A 25,519-nucleotide genomic window follows, 5' to 3' on the forward strand; every position below is an offset into this window, starting at 1 on the left:
ATCAAACGATGCCGGGCCTTTTATTCAGACTAAGATTACGGAGTAATCTATATCATCTGGGTCTTACAGGCTGAATACACTCAGAACACCACCCAGGTTAGTCCAGCTAGACAGTGATTTATATGCACCGACTGCGCCAAGACCATCTGTTTCGTTTTCTAAGCTTGGAATCGCCATACCGATACCAGCCCAACCACCGACACCTGACAGTACAGAAATATACTGTTTACCGTCATGTTTGTAGGTGTTGACGTTACCGATAACGCCTGATGGAGTTTTGAATCTCCACAGCTCACGACCTGTTTGCGCATCAACGGCTTTCAGGTAACCTTCCAATGTACCGTAGAACACGACGTCAGAAGCGGTTGCTAAGGCACCAGACCAGACTGAGAAACGTTCTGGGTTTGACCATACGATCTTACCTTCACGGGCATCCCAAGCGATAAAGTTACCTAAGTGTGTACCACCTGGTGCGGGATACATGCTTAATGTTGCACCAACGTATGGTTGACCTGCGACGTATTCCACTTCAAATGGTTCATAGTCCATACATACATGGTTGGTTGGCACGTAGAACAGACCAGTGCGTGGAGAATACGCTGAAGGTTGCTCATCTTTAGAACCCAATGCTGCAGGGCATACGCCAGATGTATTCACATCTTCACCGTTACGTGCAGTAGAGTATTTCGCTACACGATCATGTAAACCAGTTTTCAGGTTCACACCGTTTGACCAGTTAACCGCTGGATCATATTTTTCAGCCACTAACAGTTCACCCGTGACGCGGTCCATGGTGTAACCAAAACCGTTACGGTCAAAGTGGACAGCAGTTTTATGCATTTTGCCTTTCACTTTTTGATCAGCAAGTACAACTTCGTTGATACCGTCATAATCCCACTCATCATGTGGCGTCATTTGGTAAACCCATTTCGCCATACCGGTGTCTAAGTCACGACCCCATAGAGACATTGACCATTTGTTGTCACCAGGACGTTGAACCGGGTTCCAGGTAGATGGATTACCTGAACCATAGTAGAACATGTTCAGATCTGGATCGTATGAATACCAACCCCATGTTGTACCACCACCAATTTTCCATTGGTCACCTTGCCAAGTTTTCAAAGATGAATCTTTGCCAACCGGCTTCAGCATAGACGTTGTTTTGTTAGGATCAACTAACATTTCATCATCAGGACCCGTGCTGTAGGCTTTGTATTTAACGTTACCATCTAAGTCATAGGCTTGAACGTAACCACGTACACCAAACTCACCACCTGAGATACCGACTAAGACTTTATCTTTGAATACAAATGCAGCACCCGTGCTTGTTGCACCACGTTTAGCATCATCACGTTTATCAGACCAAACCACTTTGCCGTCTTCAGCATTTAATGCAACAAGTGTTGTATCCGCTTGGTTCAGGAAGATTTTGCCGTCTGCATAGCTTAAACCACGGTTAACCGTGTCACAGCACATAACAGGTACTGTTTCATCGTAGTTTTGTTTGGGTTCATATTTCCATTTGATCGCACCGTCACTGTTTAAGTCCAACGCATAAACGATGTTTGGGAAAGGAGTATGGACATACATAGTGTCACCGATAACCAGAGAGTTACCTTCGTGACCACGTAAAACACCGGTTGAGAAAGACCATGCCATGTTTAAATCTTTGACATTGTCTTTGTTGATTTGAGTTAATTCAGAGTAACGTTGGTTGTTATAGTTACCTGCTGGCATTACCCAGTTATTCGGATCTTTTTGCATTTGCAATAATTCATCAGCAGCAGCCAAGCTTGGCACAGCTAAAGTCATCATTGCGATTGATAAAGTTTTCAGCTTCATTAGAGTGACCTCTATTAATTGTTATTTAACATGACGGCAACACTGGCCGGTCAGGGAGGACTCTATTCGGCTTTTACCTTCTTTTCATTAGGGAATAATCACCCATAGTTTGGGATATATTCCCAAGCATGGCGGAAAGGCTTCCCACGCAATATTAATAAGATTCCTGAAAATAATTGAAAATCTAGTATTAACTGCTGACTACACCGTACTTTATGGCTAAGCGAACCATTTCTGCCGATGAATTAAAACCCAATTTATGTTTTAACATGGTCTGGTAATTAGCAATAGTTTTCGCTTCCAGACTTAACTGGGAGGCAACCTGTGAAATGGTCAGTCCTTCAGCCAACAGCCTGAATATTTCAAATTCCCGCGTACTCAATCTTTGGGTAGGGTCATCGGAGCCAGACACACTTTGCATAGCAATTTTCTGTGCCATTTCAGCACTTAAAAAGTTTTTGCCATTCATTACCTGATGAATAGCCGTCACCAGATCTTGACTATCACCTGATTTGATAACGTAACCTTTTGCTCCAGCACTCATTGCTTGCATCGCTAATGTCACATTTTCATGCATTGAAAAGACAATAATACGAGCATTTCGAAACTTACCACAGATCCTTCTTACTGCTTCCAAACCGCCAATACCCGGCATCGACATATCAGTGATCAGGATGTCGGGTAATAATTCTGTGTATGCCTGATAGGCTTTTTCCCCGCTTGGAATTTCTTTCACAACCTGAAACTCATCGTAACTGTTCAGCATACTCGCTAGACCTGATCGTACAATCTCATGATCATCAGCCAATAGAATCTTAATTTTTGCCATCGATCTCTCCGATACCACACGGTAGCTTCACTTTAATTTTCATGCCTTGTCCTGGCTGACTTTCAATATGAATGTGACCTGATACTGTCTCTACCCGTTCTCGCATACCTAATAATCCATAGCCTTTTTTTATCAAGTTTAAATCGCATCCCTGACCGTTATCCATCACGTCGATAATAATGTCATTGTCTTTTCTGTAAAGCAGAATTTTAGCTTCAACATTGTTACCAGCGTGACGACTGATGTTAGTTAAACCTTCCTGAATGATACGGTAACAGCTTAATTGCATATGCTCATCAAGTAACCTCAAATTACAATTTATGGTCAATTCAAGTTGATGCTGCGGATGGTTATAAATCCAGTCATTAACCAACTCATGTAAACAATGTGCCAAACCAAATTCAGATAAATTAGGGGGGCGTAATTGTTTAAGATTCGATCTCAGAATATCTGACATTCTCTCGCTACGTTGCCTTAGATTAGCAATGGTATTTTCTTTTGTATTGGGATCATCTGAGTGATAAAACTTGTCCAAATCAATACGCATTGTGGTTAAAAGTTGACCAAGCTCATCGTGTAGCTCTGCCGCAATACGTTTTCGTTCGATTTCTTGTAATTCAACGGCTTTTCTCTTTTGTATGTGAAAAACCTTTTTTAAACTTTCACTTGACTCAATAATACGAAAAATAAGGCGTTTGATATTGGATAAGGATAGATAACGTAGACGTCCAGTTTTCTCTTCCTTCTGTCTTGGAAAGTTAAGTTGACCGTCAATACGCTCTAAAATGAGTGAGAACAGAAACACGACCAGGCAGCTTGATAATATGAATGTAAATAAAATGGGAATTAATAATTCGGCAATCCCTATCCCAACATATTTCAGTTCATGATATATATCACTGCGAATAATGACTTCACCGACATGCCTGGAGTGAATCACTACCGGCTCAACAATATAAACAGATTTAAGATGAAAGATATCTAAAATGACTTTCATCACTTTTGTCATCACGCCATCAGTATCAGATTGATATTGACGATTACTTTCAATCATAGAACCATCTTGAGAGATGAACTCAATATTCAAACGATCTAAATTACGCCATTGTTGTAGTTCAAATATAGGAATCTGATTTTTATCTGTCTCGGCGATATTAAAATCGTCAATCTGCTCACGAATCATAGATGAGACCAAGGTGGCTTCCTGAGTAGTTTCACGATGGTTAATCAAGTAGATTTGTACTAGGGCTAAGACTTCTAAGAAAATTAGGAAGCAAATTAATCCAGCGATAAATAACGCTACTTTCTGTGCAACTGAGCCGGTCAATATTTTATTCATCAATACCCTTATCGTGAGGCTTAAAAATACCTGTAGTCCCTAACGAAATAAGTTTGGTATTTAGGTTTTCACACCCAAGCACACCTTGCTACATCAACATCCTTAGATATAAACAATGCAGTCGAAGCCGACTATTATAGCTTTTTTAACCACAGACATACCTCAAATCCCATTTTGATTTAGAGATATAAAAAAAGGCCCGACATCAAAAGATACCGGGCCTTTTATTCAGACTAAGATTACAGAGTAATCTATATCATCTGGGTCTTACAGGCTGAATACGCTCAGAACACCACCCAGGTTAGTCCAGCTAGACAATGCTTTATAAGCACCGACTGCGCCTAGACCATCTGAGCTGTTTTCTAAGTCAGGAATCGCCATACCGATACCAGCCCAACCACCGACACCTGACAGCACAGAAACGTACTGTTTACCGTCATGTGTGTAAGTATTGACGTTACCGATTACACCTGATGCTGTTTTGAAGCGCCATAGTTCACGACCTGTTTGTGCATCAACGGCTTTCAGATAACCTTCCAATGTACCGTAGAACACGACATCAGTCGCTGTTGCTAAGGCACCAGACCAGACTGAGAAACGTTCTGGGTTTGACCATACGATCTTACCTTCACGGGCATCCCAAGCGATGAAGTTACCCATGTGAGTACCACCTGGTGCAGGGAACATATTCAGCGTTGCACCAACGTATGGTTGACCCGCTACGTATTCCACTTCAAATGGTTCATAGTCCATACAAACGTGATTGGTTGGCACATAGTACAGACCTGTACGAGGCGAAAATGCCGCTGGCTGTTGGTCTTTTGAACCTAAGGCCGCAGGACAAATACCCGTAGTATTAACGTCTTCGCCATTGGCTGCTGTTGAGTATTTTGCAGCACGCTCAGGCAGACCTGTTTTCATATTAATACCAGTTGCCCAGTTAACTGCTGGATCATATTTTTCAGCCACTAACAGTTCACCAGTGACGCGGTCCATGGTGTAACCAAAACCGTTACGGTCAAAGTGAACAGCAGTTTTATGCATTTTGCCTTTCACTTTTTGATCAGCAAGAATGACTTCGTTGATACCGTCATAATCCCACTCATCATGTGGTGTCATTTGGTAAACCCATTTCGCCATACCGGTGTCTAAGTCACGACCCCATAAAGACATTGACCATTTGTTGTCACCAGGACGTTGAACCGGGTTCCAGGTAGATGGGTTACCTGAACCATAGTAGAACATGTTCAGATCCGGGTCATAAGAAATCCAGCCCCAAGTGGTACCACCACCAATTTTCCATTGGTCACCTTGCCAGGTTTTCAAAGATGAATCTTTGCCAACCGGCTTCAGCATAGACATGGTTTTGTTAGGATCAACTAACATTTCTTTGTCAGGACCTGTGCTGTATGCCGTGTACTGTTCTTTACCATCCAGGCTATAGGCTTTGATATAACCACGTACACCAAACTCACCACCTGAGATACCGACTAAGACTTTGTCTTTAACAACAAATGCAGCGCCTGTGCTGGTTTCACCTTTTTTAGGATCACCACGTTTGTCAGACCAAACCACTTTGCCGTCTTCAGCATTTAATGCAACAAGTGTTGTATCGGCTTGGTTCAGGAAGATTTTGCCATCGCCATAGCTTAAACCACGGTTAACCGTGTCACAGCACATAACAGGCACTGTTTCATCGTAGTTTTGTTTGGGTTCATATTTCCATTTCATCGCACCATCGTTGTTTAAGTCCAACGCATAAACGATGTTTGGGAAAGGAGTATGGACATACATAGTGTCACCGATAACCAAAGAGTTACCTTCGTGACCACGTAAAACACCGGTTGAGAAAGACCATGCCATGTTTAAATCTTTGACATTGTCTTTGTTGATTTGAGTTAATTCAGAGTAACGTTGGTTGTTATAGTTACCTGCTGGCATTACCCAGTTATTCGGATTTTTTTGCATTTCAAGCAATTCATCGGCAGCAGCCAAGCCTGGCACTGCCAATGTCATCATTGCTAATGACAAAGTTTTCAGCTTCATTTTTAATCCCTAGTGTTTGATTACAGAACATGTCGAGAGGAATAACAACGACATGGTTCCCACACTTTATGCTCGTTATGCCCAAGAATCATTACCAAAGATTCCCGATTTTAGCGGGAACAAATCGACACAACTTAAGGAAGTAAAACCTAAACTGATGAAATAATTGTCATTTAATCAAAAATCACTGCTCCGTAATTACACCATATTTCATGGCCAATCTGACCAATTCAACCGGAGAATGAATATCTAGCTTCTGTTTGAGACTTGTTTGGTAATTAGCGACTGTTTTTTGACCGATATTTAATCGTCCCGCAATTTCTTCTACTAACTTTCCTTCCGCCAATAAACGGAAAACTTCAAATTCCCGTGAAGTTAATCTTTGCGTCGGGTTATCATCGCCAGTCAAACTTTGCAAAGCGACTTTTTGTGCCATATCTGCACTCAAAAAGCTTTTGCCTGACGCGACTTCTTTTACTGCCTTAACAAGATCCTCAGCATTACCCGATTTTGCTACGTAACCCATGGCGCCAGCGGTCAGCGACTGAATTGCATAGGTCGCATTTTCATGCATAGAGAACATAATGACTCGTGCATCAGGCCAACGATGAAGAATCCTGCGTAATGCCTCAAGCCCCCCCATACCAGGCATCGACATATCCATCACTAACACATCCGGACGATTCTCCGGATAAGTTTGATAGGCCTGTTCTCCACTCTCCGCTTCAGCAATCACTTTTATGTCTGAATTTTGTTCGAGTAATCGACATAAACCTGATCTGACTACGGCATGGTCATCAGTCAGCATGACTTTAATTAACTGGCTCACGCATTATCTCCTTGTTTGGGAACCGTCACATCAATCGTGACGCCTTGATTTAAATTAGATGTAATATCAAAAGTGCCGCCCACACTGTCTAAGCGTTCTTTCATTCCTGCGAGACCAAAACGCTGTGTGTGCTGTGATGGTTCAAAGCCTTTGCCGTTATCACTCACGGTCAAATGAATGGCACGCTTTTCCTCTTTTAAAATGATCCATGCCTGCTTGGCTTTTGAATGGCGGCTGATATTGGTTAGGCATTCCTGTATGACGCGATAAAGTGTTAATTGGGCATTTTCTTCCAGTGACGAGAACTCACCATCAAATTGATATTCCACTTCAATATTCGGATGTCTTTCACGCCAGCTATCCACTAACTCCTGCATTGCTGCAATAAAACCTAATTCATCGAGTCCGCCCGGACGCAAGCGCTGCAGCATGGTTCGCAGAATATCCATCATCAAGCCCACCACTTCATCAATCGCCGAAGCACTTTTTTTAGCAGCCTCAAGATCGTTGGTAGACTTAATCACCGAAGCATCAACATGAATTGCCGTCAGATGCTGACCAATTTCATCATGCAGTTCGTGAGCAAGACTTTTTCGCTCAGCTTCCTGCAAACGAATAATCTGTTGTGTCAGGCGATGGTTATTACGAATACTACTTTGTAAGGTAGAAGCCATCATGTTGAATTTATGGCTGATACTGGCCATTTCGGGTAATTCAAATATAGGTAATCGGCTATCCAGATTCCCAGTTTCAATATCAGTCAGCGCAGAAATTATCTGATCGATAGGTTTTAAGGCGCGAGCCACTACCAGATAAACCAGAATATTCACAAAGACAAAAAATAATGAAATCATGGTCAATAGTGTTTTCGTCTCATCCCAAGCCTCGGCTATTTCATTATCAGGCTTAGGCTTTATGACTAATTCACCAATTTTTTGCGAATTCACATAAACCGGCAGTCGTTCAGGTTTTAAATCATCAAGGGCAGAATACATCTCGCGACCAAACCAGTCGGGATAGGGTTTATGGTCATTACTGGTTTCATCTTCATTACTTTCGATAAGTTGATTATGCATGCCATAAAATTCGATTCTTAAATGCCTGACTCCCGTGAGCTTATTCAGCATAAATGGTGATTCAGCCTGCTCTTTAAGCACTTTGTCTTTGAATTTAAAATGACTTAACTCGGCATTTAGCATGTGTAAGGCGAAGTCCATGGTAGAGGCGACTTCAGCCCTAACATCTTCACGAGCACTATGGATCGCTTTTACTGCGCCAATCACTAAGATAATTAACAAGACAGCTGTGACGATAAGATTGAGTCTATATCTGAGATTCATGCACTAGGACTATGTGAAATAAATAAGCATTCTAGTATTGCAGTGATGTATTGGAGATAGGAGAAATTCCCTTTTACAAAAGTGACAGACAAAAAAAAGCCCCGATTAACGGGGCTTTTTGACTTTCTTTGAAAGAAAGGCGTTTTAGCGGTTGCAAATATACATTGTTACTTCAAAGCCGAAACGCATGTCTGAGTATTCTGGTTTAGTCCACATAGTCAATTCCTCTTAATTGATTCAGTCACTATTGGCTGAATTCCATAGTTCACAGTCTACGGATTTGTGTAAACAATTCAGAGAGGTTTTTACTCGTCATGACTCAGGATTTTTCTGAATAAACTAAGCAGGATTATCTCACGCATCAAGCAAACCACTACGAATTGCCAAGCGCGCTAACTCTGCAGAGTTTGAGACATTCAATTTTTGCTTGATATTGGTATGATGAGTGCCCACTGTTTTTGGACTTAAATTCAAGATATCCGCAATTTCGTTTACCGTTTTACCTTCCGCCAGCAAACGGAAGACTTCAAACTCTCGCTGACTCAAAACATCAATCGGATTCTCTGAACCAGTCAGTTTTTGCATGGCTAACTGCTGAGCGATTTCAGGCGCAATACAGGTTTTGCCCTGAGCGACCATTTCTACTGCTCGTAGCATTTCTTCCGGCGCACTGCGTTTGGGAATGAAACCTAACGCCCCTGCCTGCATTGCCCTTGTCGTAAAGACACTATCTTCATGCACACTGAGGACAAGAATTTTTGCAGAGGGGTCTCTGGCAGTGATCCTCTCTATGGCGCCTACACCACCGATGCCAGGCATAGATATGTCCATAACAACAATATCAGGATGATGTTTACTGAAATCCTGAACAGCCTGCTCACCACTACCTGCCTCTGCAATCACCGTAAATTTGTCACCATCTTCCAAAAGTCGACGAAATCCTGCTCGCACCAGTTCGTGATCATCAACCAGCAATATTGTTTTTTTATCCAGACTCATAATAATCTGTCCGCTCTTAGAGGAATAACCACGCTGACTTTAACGCCATTGCCTGGCTCACTGGTAAGTTCAAACTCACCCCCGAGGCTGTGAGCACGCTCGCGCATGCCCAACAATCCAAAGTCGACGTCAGAATGTAGGTCTTTAACAACCATACCTTTACCGTTGTCTTTAATCTCGATAGAAAGATTATCTATATCACTATTACTGGCTTTCTGTGTTTTTACAATAACATTGATCTGACTTGCCTCCGCATGTCTTACTGCATTGGTTATTGCTTCCTGCACCACACGGAATACCGTCATATTCATCATTTCATTCAGATTATCTAAACGACCTGACACCCGAATATCAAACTGGATATCAGGCTCACGTGCCTGCCAGCTGGTAATCGCTTGCTCAAGTGTCGGCACCAATCCTAAATCATCCAAAGGACTCGGGCGTAAACGCGTGATCATATTATGAACTACATCATATATATGACTCGTCGTATCAATAATAGCCTGGGCACTGTTGAACACTCGCGGTTCGCTCTGCTCCGTACGATTGCGGATTAATACCGCATCAGTTTTTATCGCTGTCAGGCACTGACCCAACTCATCATGAAGCTCTCTGGCTAAATGACGCCGTTCCGCTTCTTGTACTTCATCCATATGCTGAGTCAGTAAACGCGTCTCCCTGAGTTGCGTTCTAGCGGCCTCAGCCTGTTTTAGCTCGGTGATATCACGCAGTGTACAAATCAGACCAATGACCTGCTGCTCTTTATCAAATAACGGCACCGTTGACATAAGTAAGGCCACTTTTTCGCCATCTGGTCGTAACAGCGTAGTCTCCATGTTTTCTGTCGTTTCACAGTTTTCTAAAATGGAAGCTATTTTCTGATGAGACTGTTCAAAGCCCAGGTTAGCAAGTGCTTCACCCTTTAATACCAAGGTTTGTTTGGCAAATAAACGTTCGGCTGTAGAGTTACAAAATGTGATATTACCAGCATGATCCAGTGACAAAATGGCATCGCCGGACTGCCGAACTAACATGGCTAAACGTTGATTTTCTGCCATACTCAGTTCCAGTGCCTGACCCATTCTATTAAAGGTATGACTGATTTGATTCATTTCAGCCAGGCTGAAATCCGGCAGGCGTAAGTGCAAATCGCCTTTCTCAAACGCAGACAAAACTTGCAATAGTCTCTGCAAAGGCCTTAAAAACCAGTCCACGCCCCAGTAAAGGAAAATACTGACAAATACAAAAGCCACCATACCTAAGGCCAGGATGCTCCGTATATCCATCCAACGGTCACTGATTTCTTGCATTGGCGCAGCATAAATCACCATATGGCCGGTGCCAAACCGTTTAGAGAGAGGTGTCACTTCGGGAAACAGCACTTTGACAAACCACTCAGGAGGCTCGACTTTGAGTGTTTCATCCGGCTCTCCTTCGAAAAGAAGCCCCTGCGAATCGAACATCAAAATATGTAAACTTCTTATCTGACTCAGCGCTTTGACCATTTCATGGATTTGCTGGTTGATACCATAATCCCGGTTAAGCGGTTTATCGGCTAAGGTCAGAGTAATAAGACGAGCTGCGGCAGCCATCGTATCTTCAACTTCAATCTGAACAGATTTTCGTGCGTTAGTAATCAGAACACCGGTACTGGCGAGTAATGCCACCAGTAAGAGCACGGTAAAAAACAGATTAACTTTTAACTTAAGACTCATCGTAACTCAGTTTCTGTTACGCCTTTAGCGCCCAGATTATCGACCCAGCGAATCATAATCTTATCGCCAACGGCTCCTCCCGCCAATTGAAAAGAGAAATAAGGATTACGAGCCGTTGCCGTGCCACATTTTATCGCCATCACCTCGTTACCATTTCGCCAGCAACGAATATCCTGAATAAATTGGGCTGGAATCAACTCACCGTTTTCATCCTTACCTCTACCGGTATGCATCGGATGGGCGAGTAATACTCTAACGGTCGTATCGCCCTCTTTTAGTTTGGCACGAATCCGGTCTCGGGCAGTTATGGCCATCAGGCACATCCTCCAATATCAACTGAGATGTCACGTGAAGTTTGATAAAGCTTGCCATCGGCACGAATGACAGCAATGATTTTTGAATCTTCCGCCACTTTTATCATGCTTTTGAATGGCAGTTTTACACCTTCTGTAAGTTCGATACTCATTGCTAATGGATTGGGATTTTTATCCACGAGAATAGCAATCCGTTCTATATTCTCCAAACTGGATATCACCTCAAAAGGCACAGAGGCGCCATTAACGGCGTAGCTAGGTGGTGAGCCCACTTTAAAACTCACTTTATCTTCTGGAATATCTTGTGCCTGCCCTAATAAGGCAAGCAGCGCATCCTCAACCGTATCCGCCGTAAAGGCATCAGAGGGCCAATGTGCCAGTACGCGTTTTGGAGCCAGCAAGCCAGTACTGGCCACCAATGCCAATGTAGATGCTGAAATAGCACTTTTCAAAAACTGTCTGCGTCGCTTGTCGGCATTCTCCGTCATTATTTAATTTTCCATCTCACTCATCGCATTCTCAACTTCCCGCAATCGTGAAGCAATTTTGGAAAGTTGATATTCATCATGGCCAGCCGCCTCTGCAGCCAGGTGCAATTGATCTGCAGCGGCCTTCAGTAAGCCTGACTGATAGTAATACTCAGCAAGCCATGCATGCGACTCGCTTTTTTGCCCCATATCACCTTTCGCCTGGGCCATTAGCTTATATATCTGTCGTCCTGTCTCACCGAGCTCAATCTGGGTCTGTAATAGCTTAGCCGCTTTATCGGGTCTGCCTGTTGTTAACAAGGCATGCACCTCATTCAGCGTCAATGCACGATCGTCGGGATATAGACGCTGATTGTCTTCATAAATCGCCAGGGCTGCATCGACACGACCTACTGATAATTCAATATCTGCCAGCGCCAATTGATAGGCCAAACGATCAGGCTCTTTCTCAATCAATGGCATCAAACGCTGACGCGCTAAGGTGTATTGTGCACTCTTCATTAATGCCAGCACATAACCATAATTCAGCGGATCTTTATTTTCTGGTTTATCTTCCGTTAATTGCTGTTGATAATACTTAATCAAATCCTGACTATCCTGCGCCATCATCACACGAAGCTTTTCTCTGACTAAGTAAAACTGCTCATGATCTGAAAGCCTTGGTTTTACCTTATATTGAGATGCACGACCTCTAGCATCGGCTATACGTGATGTGGTGACTGGGTGAGTTCGTAAAAACTCTGGAATCGCATCGCCACCATAAAAGCGACTCGCTTGCTGGAGCTTTTCAAAAAAACTGGGCATCGCATCAGGATTAAACCCTGATTTAACTAATGTCTGCATCCCTATATTGTCAGCTTCTGCCTCATTCGCCCTGGTATAGTCAATCTGACTCTGAATACTCCCTGCCTGCACTGCCATGATCGCCGCCGAACCGGCTTTAGGATCAGCGGCACCCAACAGCGCTGCAGCAATCATGGCAGCTGTTCGGGGAATCGTCATCCGTTTTGAATTTTCAAAGCTTCTCAGTATATGGCGTTGCGTGATATGCGCAATCTCATGCGACATTACCGAAGCCAGCTCATCTTCATTTGCTGCGGTCAGAATCAAGCCTGAATTGACCCCTACATACCCACCTGGCGTAGCAAACGCATTTACAGTAGCGTCAGGAACAACAAAAAAAGTGTAGTTCAAATTAGGTTCGTTACTATTAGAAGCCAATCGGTAACCCAAGGACTGGATATAACTATTCACCTCAGGATCTTCTACCAAGTCAGTACTTTGTTGTAAGCGCCAGAAAAATGCTTGACCAATCTCCTGCTCTTCTCGAGGAGAAATCAATTCACCTGCGCTATCCCCCATTTCAGGTAAGGCAATATCCAGCGCCCAGCCACTACTAAGATGACTGAAAAAAACTAAACTTACGATTTGAAATATTGTTCTCATAAGCCAAATAGACCCGCCAGTAAGGTACACGGTTCCAGTGAGACACTGAATATAAATCCGTTTATCATTGCATCATTCTAAGAAAAAATGGGATAAGTAGTATGTCAGAATTTCAAAAAGAAATTGATACCTCCGGCCTCAATTGCCCTCTTCCTGTGTTAAAAGCCCGGAAAGCACTCGCCGATATGTCACCTGGACAACGGCTTTTATTGATTGCCACCGACAAAGGTGCAAATAAAGATATTCCTACTTTTTGTAAAATGACAGGCAATGCATTAATAGAAATGTCTGAAGTCGACGATAAATATCATTTTGTTGTTGAGAAAGCCTAATTTGACATCGTACTGAATGGTGGCGATTCATCACACTACGCGCCAATATTGATCACTTGCTCAGTTATGATCCGAAACAGCATATCGCCAAATACTGCTGAATAAGCGCTAAACAGAATTTACTCTATAAAAAACAGTAACTAATATCTGTTTTAATGCCAGATTAAAAGATGGCACCTTATCTGCTTGTTTTTAAAATGTTTTTTCATTTTAAATAATATGGAGCAGTTATTAATGAACAACATCAGTCCACTCAAACACACAGGATTCATTGCCAGTTCTATCTTTTTCACGATATTAAGCAGCCCGGTATTTGCGGAAATAAGCTGTGATTCAGAATCAACAGAAGCGAAACATCATTACATTCCGGCTAATAATAAAACGGTCCACTGGGGCTACTTCAGTAAAAATAAAGCACCACAGGCAGTTGTTCAATCTGGTGATTTTGTGACTCTGGAAACATTGACACATCATGCTAATGACGACGCAGAAAGAATGGTAAAAGGCGATCCCGGTGCTGAGAGCGTTTTTAAATGGGAAAAAAATGATAAAGGTGTGGATCGACGCGGTGCTGGCCCCATGGATGCGTCAATCTATGGTCGTGGTGCCGGTGAAGGTTTCGGAGTTCATGTTTTAACTGGTCCAGTCTATGTCTGTGGTGCAGAGCCAGGTGACGTTCTTGAAGTACGCATTCTGGATATGTACCCGCGTCCCTCTGGAAACCCCAAGTATGCTGGTAAAACATATGGGGTCAATGCTGCAGCATGGTGGGGATATCACTACAACGATATGATCGAAGATCCTAAACCGCGTGAAGTCATTACTATTTTTGAGCTTGACGCGACTGGAGAGAAAGACTGGGCAAAAGCGGTCTACAACTATCAATGGGTTCCTCAAACCGACCCTAAAGGTGTCGTCCATGAAAAAATTGACTATCCAGGCGTCCCCGTTGATCACAGCAAAATCACTAAAAACACAAAAGTCCTCGAGAATATTCGCGTTCCTGTCAGATTACATTTTGGAACAATGGGGGTAGCTCCGGTCGAAACAGATTATGTCGACTCTATTCCACCAGGCTATTTTGGCGGCAACATTGATGACTGGCGTATTGGTAAAGGCGGCACCATGTACTACCCTGTTGCAGTTAAAGGCGCTTTACTCAGTGCCGGCGATCCGCATGCAGCACAAGGTGACTCAGAACTTGCTGGAACCGCTATCGAAACCTCAATGACAGGCGTCGTTCAAGTTATTCTTCACAAACAAAATGAGTTGCAAGATACGGTTTTGCAAGGCCTGGATTACCCTCTACTGGAAACAGACACCGAATGGGTTGTTCACGGCTTTAGTTATCCTAATTACCTTGAAGCACTTGGGGAAAAAGCACAGAGCGAGATTTACGCAAAATCCTCTATCGACAATGCCATGCGCGATGCTTTTAGAAAAATGCGCCACTTTCTCATGACAGCCAAAGGGCTCAGTGAAGACGAAGCTATTTCTCTGATGTCGGTATCCGCTGACTTCGGCATAACTCAAGTGGTAGATGGTAATTGGGGCGTTCATGGTGTCATTGAAAAACGCGTCTTTGCTGGCGATTCAATAAACTGATTGGATTTAATATTTTTATCATCAGAACACCAAAAAGGCTATCCACAGATAGCCTTTTTAATGAAACACTCCTGCTCGATGACCAGGAATAAAATTGTGATGAGGTATTTTGTTCTTCTATTTCGATTTACTAGTGATGCCTGACAATAGTCAGACAGTTTTATCTGGTAAAAATGAGTCTGAAACCATAATGCTGAATCATCCATTATCACATCAGTATCATTTTGTTAGTGTCCCAAAATTGTCCCAAATGGGCATTTTGAGGATCTAGCGTTGACACCAGAGTAATGTAACTTATTGAAAAAAGGAAGATTAAATGGCGTCCCCGGCAGGAGTCGAACCTGCGACCTTCCCCTTAGGAGGGGGACGCTCTATCCTGCTGAGCTACGGGGACATTGGTCAGGCATTATAACAGCGATAAGCATTAAGCTCGAAGACTGAATATTGTTTGTTGATTAATCGTCATAGGATCGGCGGTTAAACGGTAACGATACAAACAAAAAAGCCGTCACTCTATGACGGCTTTAAACGTTTGAAATACTGAAATTAACTAGACAGCAAGTTTTACTTTGCGACGTAAGCCCATAAAACCAAGTAGCGCAGGAGCAAATAGCAAGGCTGCTGGAGGAAGTGGAACAGCTGAAACCTCGAAAGAAGTAAAGTGAACTACACCCGGAAAGCTTGAAATGTTGAGATTTACTGATTGTCGCACGTCATCCGAAGGGTCCCAAGTTATATAAGCTAACTGCTCACTTCCAACCCAACTTATACCATTAGCCAACCATTTTTGCGTACCAATATTAATATCCCCCGTATCAAACAGGTCTGATAAAGTATAGAAAGTAATGGTACCGTCATCATTCGGAGTCTCCGCATTAAAAACAGAAAATTCACCAAAAGATAACTTCCCGTCCTCATTCAGATCTTCGCCAACAAAACTCCCTTTAAACTTAATAACTTCAGGACTCCCCGTGGGGGCCCATCCGGCAATAAAATTAGCTTTAACAACAGTTGCAGCCCAAGAGTTGTGGGATAGTGTCAATAAAACGAGGCTTAATAGCATCCACAATTTTTTTTTCATAAGAAATTTCCATCTAATGCAGCCCAGCCCTGATGCCACTAATGCACAGCTGTAGGTTTTCCGTCCCTGACTCACATCAGGTTTGGCGATAATATGTTGAACAAAATTAATAAATTAAAGTTAACTTGCTATGGCGAGTAACAGATGAACACTTATATTCTGTTGTTAACAGGTTACTTAAATTGAATTAGAAAAAAAATCATCCTTAAGTATGATTTTTTTAAAAAATTGACTTTAAATTCATAGTAAAAATTGAGTCAAAAAAATGTTCAAAGAGAATATTAACTCACGTCAACATATCTCTAATTAAGTTCAGATTAAGAAGACTATATGGAGTTAGGCAATATATGTTCGATAACCAGCTTGTCATGGTGAGACAATCAGTGACAAAAAAAGCCGTTACATTTTGTAACGGCTTTTTTTTATGAAACGCCAGTATCTATTGATTGATTATGCAGCTTGTTTGGCTTTACGGCGAAGTCCCATAAAACCAAGCAAAGCCGGAGCAAACATAAATGCAGCCGCTGGAATAGGCACTTCCGACACAGGCGCGATGCCTGCGGCACCTACGGTAAAGCCATGCCAGCCTTCACTTGTATGAGTAAAACTGAACGAGTCAAATAACCCTTCAAGAATAATCACTCCATGTAGCTCGGCAAAATTAGAGGTAGTAAATCCAGTACCGTCAGAATACAGGGTGGGTGATCCCGAACCGTACTTCCCTAAACCAGTACTATCAAATTTAATTTTTGTATCACCAAAATCAACATTATTTGCGTTCCAGCTGACAAGGGCAATGTAAGGATTCAGCACTGTTTCTGAAAATTTTATTTCTACTGTACCACCGGTACTCAAACCGATAATTTCACGTGATGATGGAAGATTGCTAACCGTCCCCTTGGTGTAGGCATTACCCCACCAATTATCTGTCGCTCCCGATTCTATGAAATAAGCATCAGAACTTGAGCTAAAACCAACACTGACATTGTCACTACCAAACGCCATGGTTCCAGATGCAGTTTTTTGACTTGTTTTTGTCCAGTCTGTCCAGCCAATATTTGCAGCATGAGCCGATATCGTTAACATCGATGCTGACAGAGCAAGGGTTGTTGCAAAAAATTTTTTATACATGTCCCATATCCCAATAATTTTGCAACCCAGCCCTGTCAAGACTTCAATATACAGCTGTAGGCTTTCCGTCCCTGACTCACATCAGGTTTGGCGTTAATGTGTTGAACACGATGAAATAATAATATAACTATTTAATTTCGCAACAGGTAACCACCAACAATCAGTTGCGCACTATTAACTTGCCTTAATTAATTAAAAATTACATTGTACTTTGGTACTAATTTATTAAAAAAAAGACATTCCATTCTTCCTCAACACAATGTTTATAGAGGAAAATTCGATACGTTTTCAGCATAAGTGAAAAATAACTTAATCCTCACTCGGCAGAACACAATTTACCCATATCCACCCACCGTGTTTGAAATGCAAAAGTCAGTGCCCCCCATTAAGATCATTAACTTACCAGTAACGTGATAGACATCATGCTTTCGTATAAAAGCAGTTAACTTTTACTTTTCACTGCCGATATAAGATGCATACAATTAAATTGCACACTATTTGCAAAGAGGCGAAAAAAAGACATGTTTGGTAAAACAAAGCAGTTAATCACCGAGAATGCGTTATTAAAAAACGAACTCACTCCCTTGCAGGAGATTTTCAGCGCCATGCAGTCATCACTGGCCATTATTGAGTTCACACCTGAAGGTATCATCACCGCAGTAAACGACAATTTTTCTCGGGTAACAGGTTATTCCTCTTCTGAACTGATAGGACAGCATCATCAACTGTTATGCGATAAATCCGAAGTTGAATCTTCCCGATATAAAGATTTTTGGAAGCATCTAAAGAACGGTGAGTATTTTTCAGGGGAAGTATTACGCAAGCATAAAAACGGCCATGATATATGGCTGGAAGCCAATTATTTCCCAATAAAAAATGGTGAAGGCCGTGTCGTTAAAATTTTTAAGATTGCTAACGATGTGACCGAACGTGTAGAACATTCTCGTAGTAATGATAGTTTGCTATCTGCAATCGATCGTTCAATGGCTATCATAGAGTTTGATATGGGAGGTCGTGTCACCAATGCCAATCAAAATTTTCTGAGCCTTATGGGATATAAGCTTGATGAAGTGAAAGGACAGCACCATAGAATTTTTTGTGACTCAGACTATGTAAAAAGTCCTGAATATGCCAAGTTCTGGGAACAATTGAATGAGGGACGTTTTATTGCAGACAATTTTAAACGGATAAATAAATATCAATCTGCTGTTTGGTTGGAAGCCACCTATAACCCTATATTCGATAGTAATGGCAAGCCCTATCGAGTCATTAAATTTGCCACTGACATTACTGAAAAAGTTCGCCGTTCCGAGGAAGAAAAAGCGGCCGCTAACACAGCCTATACAATATCACTGGAGACAGAAAAGTTATCCTCGACAGGTGAAGATATTATTTTTAAAACCATTGATAAACTTGAAGAATTGAAACAACAATTCAGTCATTCATCAACCGAGTTGGAACAGCTAGGTGTAGAAACCGCACAAATATCATTTATCGTTAAAACGATCAGCGATATCACTGAACAAACAAACTTACTCGCCTTAAATGCCGCAATAGAAGCTGCAAGAGCGGGTGATAGTGGGCGTGGTTTTGCTGTTGTGGCTGATGAAGTTCGCTCACTGGCGACACGGACCTCACAATCAACGGCCGAAATAGCGAGCATGATTAATAAAATCCAGTCTAAAAGTGATTCCGTCATAAAAAGTATGTCCGGAAGCATGTCGGGTGTCGAATCAGGCGTTGAGTTTGCTAATACCGCAGGGAATACCATCAGCCAAATCAGAAGCGGTGCAAAAAAAGTCGTGGAAGTGGTAGAAAATTTATCGAATCTTCACTAACACTATTAGTGATAAACCATCGAGCCGCACACAGGTGTGTGGCTCGATAATATTTATTGTGCCCTTGTCACAGGGTTTACCATGGAATAATGGTTAAACCAACAATAACAAATACTAGGGAAGCAGCCCATCTAGCCACATTCAAAGGGATCACTTTCAACATGGCTTCTCCTGCGTATACTACTGGAACATTGGCTAATAACATGCCAATTGTCGTGCCCAGTGTCACCATAAAAATATTTTGGTAGGTTGCAGCAAGCGCAATCGTAGCGACTTGCGTTTTATCACCAATCTCAGCAATGAAAAATAACACGGTGGTAACGACAAACGCCCCGTATCTAGCATATTTAATCGCATCATCATCTTCCTTGTCTGGTATCAATAACCAAGCGGCCATCGCAATAAAACTCAAGCCCAGTATCCACTGACCTGTTGGACCAAGAATAAATTGTCCAAGCCAGGTGCCCAGCCAGGCAGATGCAGCATGATTGAGGAGTGTAGCAACAAGGATTCCAGCCACGATGGCTGATTTATGGCTAAAACGTGCAGCTAGCATTAAAGATAAAAGCTGGGTTTTATCACCAATTTCCGCTAGCGAAACCGTGAGAACAGAAGTAAAGAAAGCATCCATTAAATAAACTCCGGCGGGATAACAATACCAAGACAAACAACGATCTCCCGCCAAGAGGAATCATTATTTGTCTCAGGTCTTGTCAATACCAGCAAGCTGGTACGAAACTGCCATGGACCTTGAGGGTCCAATTATGTTGACAGCTTCAAACACCGGTAGGTGAGTAGACTACTCCCCCAAGACGATGACAATATTCTAGCTGTTATCTAACTAATTGCCTATGGTTAATCTGCATTTTTTATTGGCGGCTTTTATCCAATGAGCGCATTATCCAATCGCAGGTAACAACACTCATCAACTTAATTAATCTGCTATAAACGTATACTGAAATACAATGTCTGACATGGTTATCAAACTTGCAGAGCAAAGCTACCTTCTTAAAGGAGTAGCAAAACAGATTGCAGAAAACTTGCTCACTGAAATAAATCAGATAAGCGCACTCTCCCCTTTTCGACAAATGTCGACTAAGCGCGGATATTATGTAGGAGCAAAAATGACCAATTGTGGTGACTTAGGCTGGGTAAGTGATAACAAGGGATACCGTTATACAGCTATCGACCCACTGACAAATATGCCGTGGCCATCCATGCCTGAGTTATTTGAATCGCTGGCAGAAGAAAATGCCTCATTGGTAGAGTTTCAACATTTCCAGCCTAATGCTTGTCTTATCAATCAGTACACTCCCGGTGTCGGTATGGGCTTGCACCAGGATAAGGACGAAAAAGACTTCACTCAGCCTATTGTTTCCGTCTCTCTCGGCGTACCGGCCATATTTCAATTTGGTAGTAATAAACGCAATGAAACACCTAATTACCATTTACTTGAGCATGGTGATATCGTCATCTGGGGAGGCGTTGACCGTTTACGCTTTCATGGTATAAAACCGATCAAACTCGCTCATCACCCTCTAACCGGTCAATTTAGATATAACCTGACATTTCGCAATACAGGGACGACTATCGACTAGACTAAAAAAAACGTTATACGCATAATGATTAGATTTAGAGTCTGAAAGCCAAGTTTAATTGAGGCATTTTGATACTTTTAACTAGCAGCCTACAGGTTTCGTAAGCTGTCTTTAGTGGCTTTATTGCAGGATGCGCGGTCAGAAGTGCCACATAATCAGGTAAACCATCTTGATTCGCGAAGACAAACTAATCACTCAGAGTCCCTATGCAAAAGCCAGGAGGCAAAGCATTCTGAAAAAATCAAAACACGTATTGATCATTGATGACCAATCTACAGGGCGCACAATTCTAGAACGCATTATTCAACAAATTGCTGACAATATTGTTGTTACGTCGTTAAGTAGTCCGGGAGAAGGTCTAATATGGCTTAACGATAATGAGCCGGATCTCATCGTCACCGACTATCGTATGCCGAATATGAATGGTGTGGAATTTATTCAAAAAATTCGCGTCATGCCTCATTGTCAGACCGTACCTATTGTGATGATCACTGTTGTTAGTGAAAAATCTGTTCGCTACGATGCTCTTGAAGCAGGTACTACCGCATTCCTAACCCGACCAATAGATCAGATTGAATGCCGAACCACTTGCCGAAATCTACTTCAAATGCAGGAACAGCACCTGATTATTCAAGACCGTGCAGACTGGCTGGCAAGGCAAGTTGAGATTGCCACAAAGAAAGTGGTCGATCGCGAAAAAGAAACCTTATTACGATTAGCTCGTGCTGGCGAATATCGAGATGAAGGCACAGGAAATCATGTTATTCGTATGGCGAAGTATGCACGCGTGATTGCTGAGTCGCTTAATACTTTCAGTCAGAGAGAGTGTGAGGAATTAGAATATACCGCTCCCATGCATGATATTGGGAAAATTGGTATTCCTGACGGTATATTGCTTAAAGCAGGCCCGCTAAGTGAACATGAGTGGGGAATCATGCAAACCCATACGACTATTGGACATGCCATTTTATCGGACAGCCAGTCTCGCTACATGCAAACGGGCGCTATCATCGCCTTGAATCATCACGAACGTTTCGATGGAAAAGGTTATCCGAATGGCTTAAAGGGTGATGAAATTCCACTCATCGCACGTGTTGTTGCTGTAGCCGATGTATTTGATGCCCTTGTCTCTGAAAGACCATACAAAGTGGCATGGCCATTTCAAGACGCCATTGACTATATAAGAAAACAATCTGGCAGCCATTTTGATCCTGAATGTGTTGATGCGTTTATCGAAAGTCTCGATAAGATAAAAGCAATTCAGGCTGAGTATGCGGATGAACCTAATGAACGATTCAGATAACGCCAAGCCCAATCGTAAACACCGTTTTTTAGCTCGCTTAGAACACTTTCGTTCCATCCTAAATAACACCGGTGACAGTGAGCCTGAGCAAGCCATCAAAGTACGCTTAACTATTGGTCTTGGTATTCTTTTCTATTTCGCCTTGCCATGGAATGATGGTGAGCAGCTACAAGATACGTTGCTTTCTCATCCCACCTTAGTCACTTTAATTTATTATGCTGGCGCTATGGCCATTGCCATAGCGATATTGCGCCATCCTCATCCCTCTCCTTTCAGACGCTTTGCCGGTATCCTCTTAGATCTGGGCTCTTTGTCGATTCTGATGTTTTATTCAGGCGATGAGAGTGTGTTTCTGTTTATTCTCTATCTCTGGGTAATTTTGGGTAATGGCTTCCGCTATGGCACTCGATACCTTTATCTTTCACTCTGCGTGGGATTGATTGGCTTTAGTATCGCGGTGGTTTACGGTCCTTATTGGCAGGATCTCCAGCACAAACCCATTGGGTTTAGCTTACTGTTATTATTGCTGGTCATCCCTGTCTACTCCGCATTTTTAATCAATAAGCTGCATGTCGCTATAAAAACGGCAAAACTTGCCAATGAAGCTAAAAGCCGTTTTCTAGCGAATATGTCCCATGAATTAAGGACACCTCTAAACGGTGTAATTGGCATTGCAGACTTGCTAGGTGAAACCAAGCTAAGCCCACAACAGTACGAATTCGTTAATATCATGCGTAATTCAGCGCAGACCTTATCGGGTTTAATTGAAAATGTGCTGGATATTTCAAAAATCGAAGCTGGCAAGATACATATTGCTAAAGAGAGTTTTGATTTACATTCTTTGATTAATAACATTATCGAATTACAGGCCGTAATGGGTGAGTCTAAGGACCTCCGCGTCAGTTATCATATCGACTCAAATATTGATTATCGACTGATAGGCGATCCACAACATTTACGTCAAGTTCTAATTAATCTATTGGGAAATGCCATTAAATTTACGGACTCTGGTTCGGTAAAATTACTGTTAGAAAAATTAGCGACTGATACAATAAGTCAAAAAATAACGATACGGTTCGAAGTACGTGATACTGGCATCGGCATAGCTGAAGAATATCTGGATAAGATATTTGATAACTTCACGCAAGCCAATATGTCAAACACGTCGAAATACCAGGGTACAGGGCTCGGAACCACGATCTCTAAACAGCTCGTAGAACTCATGGGAGGAGAGATAGGTGTAAAAAGTGAACTCGGCAGAGGAACAACGTTCTGGTTTGAACTGCCTTTTGACACCCACTCTGAATATGAATTGGAATTAAACGAACATAAAGTACTCGTTCTCGCTACAGAAAAAATCACTTCATCTTTATGCCAAAGCTTTGACACATGGAATTTGGAATATCAATGTGTACAGTCTTCAGCTCAGGCAATGTCAGCCTTAATGACCGCAGCAGAAAATGAACAACCTTTTTCTACTTTAGTCATCGATAGTGATTGTATGGCTGGAATCAGCCCCGTTCAATATGCACAACTTTTAACTCAAGAAGACAGTCTTCAACATTTGTCGTTAGTGTTAGTCAATCATAATGAAGATGTGCTTCAGGACGAAGAGCTTAACCAGTTTTATCGTTCTTCAGTAAAAGATGTGTTGGATAAAAGAGCTTTATTTAATGCGCTGCATTCAGCTGAGTCTACATTCTATAACGCTGATAAGGTGGTTAAGCTCAATGAATACTATCAATCCGAAGCTAACTCCCAGACTCAATTAACTATTCTTATCGCAGAAGATAATGTTGTTAATCAGCGGGTATTATCAGGCATCTTGAGTCAAATAGGACACAAGCTTATCTTAGCCAATACCGGTGAAGAAGCGATGAGTCTTATCAGCGAGCATTACGACGAGATTGATTTAATGCTACTGGATATGAATATGCCCGGTTATTCTGGAATTGATATCATCAAAGCAACTCAATTCATGGACACATCAAGAAAAATACCGTCCATAATCCTTACCGCTGATGCCACACCTGAAGCTAGACAAAACAGCATTGACGCCGGTGCTGATATTTTTCTGACAAAACCTATCAATTCAAAAGCACTATTGTCAGAGATAGCAAGTTTCACAAAACAATCAAAACAAAAGCAGTCATCGCCTCCGTTCAGTGAGAGTATTTCAACACCAGACAATGAACAATTACTCGATTACCGCCTCATCTCCGAATTAGAACAACTTGGCGGAGGTGAACAATTTATCAATAGCCTCGTCAGTGGCTTTGAGTACGATGGCCGCAAGCACATTGATATTATCAACAGTGCCGTCTTCGATGACTATTATCAATATCGTGAAAGTTTACATGCCCTTAAGGGCTCTTCCACTGAAATTGGCGCCATCAAACTTGCCGGGTTAACACGTCAGGCTGAACAGATAAAACCCGATCAAATCAACAGTCACGAGATCAAACAAATCGCCCGAGATATCAGTCAGGTATTTAATGACTCATTAGTTGCCCTCAAAAAAACCATTACCGACCATAGTTATGAAACTAAACATTAGCTGATGCTAAGACATCTGTTTTACTGGATTGACGATGGACTAGACGTTGCATCATACGCAAATCACGAGGTTGCAATTTCAATGCTGACTCAGCCCAAATTTTAGTGATCGTCAATAATTCGTCATAACTAACCGCACTACAGGCATCTTTAACCTGTCTCATAGCCCGATGGCTATTCGCATTTTTGTTCGATTTTTCAATATAACGATAAACTTCCCATTCGCCTTGTCCAGGCTCAGCGAGAATATCGACAACGCCCATCTCGTAAAGCTCTTCAGCAGAATATAACTTACCTGCCAGAATCATTTTTTCTGCTTTTGATGCGCCAATTTTTCTTGATAAAAGTGAGAATGCCCCCATACCAGGGAATAAATTAAATAAGACCTCGGGAAGCCCGAGTTTGGCGCCCTTTTCAGCAATCAATACATTACTTGATAGCGCCGACTCGAAGCCCCCTCCCAGTGCATCACCTTTGACTAAAGCGATAGTGGTCAGGTCGCTATCGAGATGGGACATATTGGCATATAAAACGTCAATGCAGCTCACTGCATACGCCAGCAAACCATCGGCATCTTGCTGCTCAATAAGATTTGCAAACAGCCCCAGATCACCTCCCAAATTAAAGATGCCATCAACATCTGAGGCTAGCACCAGGTAATCGTATTTTTGCCCCTGAGATAATCGCATGTCTTGTTTAACACTCGAAAAATAGCTAGCAATTTCACTCAGTAAGGTCGGTGTAAAACAAGGTCTGGGCTCTCCATGCATACGAAACCAGCCTGTACGATATTTTTTATCATAATGTGTAGATAGTTGTGAAAACTGATTTTGCTCCTGTTGTAATTGAGCGGCGTCATCCATTTTTGCCAGGGCATTCATACATCAT

22 protein-coding genes, 1 tRNA gene and 2 riboswitches are annotated in these 25,519 nt (G+C 42.2%); of the genes, 6 read left to right on the forward strand and 17 right to left on the reverse strand.

Annotation, left to right across the window (positions count from 1 at the left end):
• Positions 1–63: 63 nt before the first annotated feature.
• The 12 genes from B2248_RS03540 to B2248_RS03595 all read right to left on the reverse strand — a co-directional run bounded on the left by B2248_RS03540 (position 64) and on the right by B2248_RS03595 (position 13,187).
• Positions 64–1,842, reverse strand: coding sequence for a methanol/ethanol family PQQ-dependent dehydrogenase (locus tag B2248_RS03540; RefSeq protein ID WP_007146855.1), 1,779 nt, complete (start codon positions 1,840–1,842; stop codon positions 64–66).
• Between the two features lie 190 nt (positions 1,843–2,032).
• Positions 2,033–2,671, reverse strand: coding sequence for a response regulator (locus tag B2248_RS03545; RefSeq protein WP_007146856.1), 639 nt, complete (start codon positions 2,669–2,671; stop codon positions 2,033–2,035).
• On the reverse strand, positions 2,658–4,010 hold the full coding sequence (locus B2248_RS03550; protein WP_273178374.1) for a sensor histidine kinase: 1,353 nt from the start codon (positions 4,008–4,010) through the stop codon (positions 2,658–2,660). Before B2248_RS03550 ends, B2248_RS03545 begins: the two co-directional genes overlap by 14 nt.
• A gap of 267 nt (positions 4,011–4,277) precedes the next feature.
• A complete protein-coding gene (locus B2248_RS03555; protein WP_286722130.1) occupies positions 4,278–6,056 on the reverse strand; it encodes a methanol/ethanol family PQQ-dependent dehydrogenase in 1,779 nt (592 codons plus the stop codon).
• Between the two features lie 184 nt (positions 6,057–6,240).
• Positions 6,241–6,885, reverse strand: a complete 645-nt coding sequence (locus B2248_RS03560; protein WP_007146860.1) for a response regulator — start codon at positions 6,883–6,885, stop codon at positions 6,241–6,243.
• Positions 6,882–8,225, reverse strand: a complete 1,344-nt coding sequence (locus tag B2248_RS03565; protein ID WP_273178782.1) for a sensor histidine kinase — start codon at positions 8,223–8,225, stop codon at positions 6,882–6,884. Before B2248_RS03565 ends, B2248_RS03560 begins: the two co-directional genes overlap by 4 nt.
• A 144-nt stretch (positions 8,226–8,369) precedes the next feature.
• Positions 8,370–8,441, reverse strand: coding sequence for a pyrroloquinoline quinone precursor peptide PqqA (gene pqqA, locus B2248_RS03570; protein WP_081443609.1), 72 nt, complete (start codon positions 8,439–8,441; stop codon positions 8,370–8,372).
• A gap of 138 nt (positions 8,442–8,579) precedes the next feature.
• Positions 8,580–9,224, reverse strand: coding sequence for a response regulator (locus B2248_RS03575; protein ID WP_007146862.1), 645 nt, complete (start codon positions 9,222–9,224; stop codon positions 8,580–8,582).
• On the reverse strand, positions 9,221–10,939 hold the full coding sequence (locus B2248_RS03580) for a PAS domain-containing protein (protein WP_273178780.1): 1,719 nt from the start codon (positions 10,937–10,939) through the stop codon (positions 9,221–9,223). Before B2248_RS03580 ends, B2248_RS03575 begins: the two co-directional genes overlap by 4 nt.
• Positions 10,936–11,253, reverse strand: coding sequence for a thiosulfate oxidation carrier complex protein SoxZ (gene soxZ / locus B2248_RS03585; RefSeq protein ID WP_007146864.1), 318 nt, complete (start codon positions 11,251–11,253; stop codon positions 10,936–10,938). Before soxZ ends, B2248_RS03580 begins: the two co-directional genes overlap by 4 nt.
• Positions 11,253–11,741, reverse strand: a complete 489-nt coding sequence (locus tag B2248_RS03590) for a thiosulfate oxidation carrier protein SoxY (protein WP_007146865.1) — start codon at positions 11,739–11,741, stop codon at positions 11,253–11,255. Before B2248_RS03590 ends, soxZ begins: the two co-directional genes overlap by 1 nt.
• 3 nt (positions 11,742–11,744) lie before the next feature.
• Entirely contained in the window at positions 11,745–13,187 is a 1,443-nt protein-coding gene (locus B2248_RS03595) for a M48 family metalloprotease (protein ID WP_273178778.1), read from the reverse strand.
• Positions 13,188–13,288: 101 nt separating this feature from the next.
• On the opposite strand from B2248_RS03595, the gene B2248_RS03600 reads away from it, so the two are divergent.
• Positions 13,289–13,519: a sulfurtransferase TusA family protein gene (locus tag B2248_RS03600; RefSeq protein WP_273178777.1), complete on the forward strand. Its 231-nt coding sequence runs from the start codon at positions 13,289–13,291 to the stop codon at positions 13,517–13,519.
• A gap of 234 nt (positions 13,520–13,753) precedes the next feature.
• On the forward strand, positions 13,754–15,124 hold the full coding sequence (locus B2248_RS03605; protein WP_273178775.1) for an acetamidase/formamidase family protein: 1,371 nt from the start codon (positions 13,754–13,756) through the stop codon (positions 15,122–15,124).
• A 317-nt stretch (positions 15,125–15,441) separates the two neighbouring features.
• Here B2248_RS03605 and B2248_RS03610 read toward each other — a convergent pair.
• From B2248_RS03610 to B2248_RS03620, 3 genes are all read right to left on the reverse strand, one after another.
• Positions 15,442–15,518 (reverse strand) — tRNA-Arg (locus B2248_RS03610).
• 156 nt (positions 15,519–15,674) lie between these two features.
• Positions 15,675–16,205, reverse strand: coding sequence for a hypothetical protein (locus B2248_RS03615; RefSeq protein ID WP_273178773.1), 531 nt, complete (start codon positions 16,203–16,205; stop codon positions 15,675–15,677).
• A 14-nt stretch (positions 16,206–16,219) separates the two neighbouring features.
• A riboswitch (cyclic di-GMP riboswitch) is annotated at positions 16,220–16,302 on the reverse strand.
• Between the two features lie 353 nt (positions 16,303–16,655).
• On the reverse strand, positions 16,656–17,336 hold the full coding sequence (locus tag B2248_RS03620; protein WP_273178771.1) for a hypothetical protein: 681 nt from the start codon (positions 17,334–17,336) through the stop codon (positions 16,656–16,658).
• A 17-nt stretch (positions 17,337–17,353) separates the two neighbouring features.
• A riboswitch (cyclic di-GMP riboswitch) is annotated at positions 17,354–17,438 on the reverse strand.
• 419 nt (positions 17,439–17,857) lie between these two features.
• Here B2248_RS03620 and B2248_RS03625 point away from each other — a divergent pair.
• The gene (locus tag B2248_RS03625; protein WP_273178769.1) at positions 17,858–19,174 is read left to right on the forward strand and encodes a methyl-accepting chemotaxis protein; all 1,317 of its coding nucleotides are present in this window, start codon (positions 17,858–17,860) and stop codon (positions 19,172–19,174) included.
• 76 nt (positions 19,175–19,250) lie between these two features.
• On the opposite strand, the gene B2248_RS03630 is transcribed toward B2248_RS03625, so the two are convergent.
• Positions 19,251–19,805 carry a TMEM165/GDT1 family protein gene (locus tag B2248_RS03630; RefSeq protein WP_007146872.1) on the reverse strand — a complete coding sequence of 185 codons (555 nt, stop codon included), beginning with the start codon at positions 19,803–19,805 and terminating at the stop codon, positions 19,251–19,253.
• Between the two features lie 334 nt (positions 19,806–20,139).
• Here B2248_RS03630 and alkB point away from each other — a divergent pair, with 334 nt between their 5' ends.
• The 3 genes from alkB to B2248_RS03645 all read left to right on the forward strand — a co-directional run bounded on the left by alkB (position 20,140) and on the right by B2248_RS03645 (position 24,632).
• Positions 20,140–20,772, forward strand: coding sequence for a DNA oxidative demethylase AlkB (gene alkB / locus B2248_RS03635; RefSeq protein ID WP_007146873.1), 633 nt, complete (start codon positions 20,140–20,142; stop codon positions 20,770–20,772).
• Between the two features lie 169 nt (positions 20,773–20,941).
• Positions 20,942–22,075, forward strand: coding sequence for an HD domain-containing phosphohydrolase (locus tag B2248_RS03640; RefSeq protein ID WP_007146874.1), 1,134 nt, complete (start codon positions 20,942–20,944; stop codon positions 22,073–22,075).
• Entirely contained in the window at positions 22,059–24,632 is a 2,574-nt protein-coding gene (locus B2248_RS03645) for an ATP-binding protein (RefSeq protein ID WP_273178767.1), read from the forward strand. Before B2248_RS03640 ends, B2248_RS03645 begins: the two co-directional genes overlap by 17 nt.
• Here B2248_RS03645 and B2248_RS03650 read toward each other — a convergent pair.
• Positions 24,622–25,512, reverse strand: a complete 891-nt coding sequence (locus B2248_RS03650) for a crotonase/enoyl-CoA hydratase family protein (protein ID WP_007146876.1) — start codon at positions 25,510–25,512, stop codon at positions 24,622–24,624. The two genes, B2248_RS03645 and B2248_RS03650, sit on opposite strands and share 11 nt — an antisense overlap.
• Between the last annotated feature and the right edge of the window lie 7 nt (positions 25,513–25,519).

Origin of the sequence: Methylophaga sp. UBA2012 (genome assembly GCF_002335235.1) — a bacterium.
Taxonomy (GTDB): Bacteria; Pseudomonadota; Gammaproteobacteria; order Nitrosococcales; family Methylophagaceae; genus Methylophaga; species Methylophaga thalassica.

Excerpts from the sequence above, each read along its gene's own strand:
- soxZ (WP_007146864.1), bottom strand. The coding sequence starts at position 11,253 with ATGGCCATAACTGCCCGAGACCGGATTCGTGCCAAACTAAAAGAGGGC.
- B2248_RS03575 (WP_007146862.1), bottom strand. The coding sequence starts at position 9,224 with ATGAGTCTGGATAAAAAAACAATATTGCTGGTTGATGATCACGAACTG.
- B2248_RS03545 (WP_007146856.1), bottom strand. The coding sequence starts at position 2,671 with ATGGCAAAAATTAAGATTCTATTGGCTGATGATCATGAGATTGTACGA.
- B2248_RS03595 (WP_273178778.1), bottom strand. The coding sequence starts at position 13,187 with ATGAGAACAATATTTCAAATCGTAAGTTTAGTTTTTTTCAGTCATCTT.
- B2248_RS03615 (WP_273178773.1), bottom strand. The coding sequence starts at position 16,205 with ATGAAAAAAAAATTGTGGATGCTATTAAGCCTCGTTTTATTGACACTA.
- B2248_RS03550 (WP_273178374.1), bottom strand. The coding sequence starts at position 4,010 with ATGAATAAAATATTGACCGGCTCAGTTGCACAGAAAGTAGCGTTATTT.
- B2248_RS03650 (WP_007146876.1), bottom strand. The coding sequence starts at position 25,512 with ATGAATGCCCTGGCAAAAATGGATGACGCCGCTCAATTACAACAGGAG.
- B2248_RS03600 (WP_273178777.1), top strand. The coding sequence starts at position 13,289 with ATGTCAGAATTTCAAAAAGAAATTGATACCTCCGGCCTCAATTGCCCT.
- B2248_RS03590 (WP_007146865.1), bottom strand. The coding sequence starts at position 11,741 with ATGACGGAGAATGCCGACAAGCGACGCAGACAGTTTTTGAAAAGTGCT.
- B2248_RS03565 (WP_273178782.1), bottom strand. The coding sequence starts at position 8,225 with ATGAATCTCAGATATAGACTCAATCTTATCGTCACAGCTGTCTTGTTA.
- B2248_RS03580 (WP_273178780.1), bottom strand. The coding sequence starts at position 10,939 with ATGAGTCTTAAGTTAAAAGTTAATCTGTTTTTTACCGTGCTCTTACTG.
- B2248_RS03625 (WP_273178769.1), top strand. The coding sequence starts at position 17,858 with ATGTTTGGTAAAACAAAGCAGTTAATCACCGAGAATGCGTTATTAAAA.
- B2248_RS03630 (WP_007146872.1), bottom strand. The coding sequence starts at position 19,805 with ATGGATGCTTTCTTTACTTCTGTTCTCACGGTTTCGCTAGCGGAAATT.
- B2248_RS03605 (WP_273178775.1), top strand. The coding sequence starts at position 13,754 with ATGAACAACATCAGTCCACTCAAACACACAGGATTCATTGCCAGTTCT.
- B2248_RS03540 (WP_007146855.1), bottom strand. The coding sequence starts at position 1,842 with ATGAAGCTGAAAACTTTATCAATCGCAATGATGACTTTAGCTGTGCCA.
- B2248_RS03555 (WP_286722130.1), bottom strand. The coding sequence starts at position 6,056 with ATGAAGCTGAAAACTTTGTCATTAGCAATGATGACATTGGCAGTGCCA.
- alkB (WP_007146873.1), top strand. The coding sequence starts at position 20,140 with ATGTCTGACATGGTTATCAAACTTGCAGAGCAAAGCTACCTTCTTAAA.
- B2248_RS03645 (WP_273178767.1), top strand. The coding sequence starts at position 22,059 with ATGAACGATTCAGATAACGCCAAGCCCAATCGTAAACACCGTTTTTTA.
- B2248_RS03620 (WP_273178771.1), bottom strand. The coding sequence starts at position 17,336 with ATGTATAAAAAATTTTTTGCAACAACCCTTGCTCTGTCAGCATCGATG.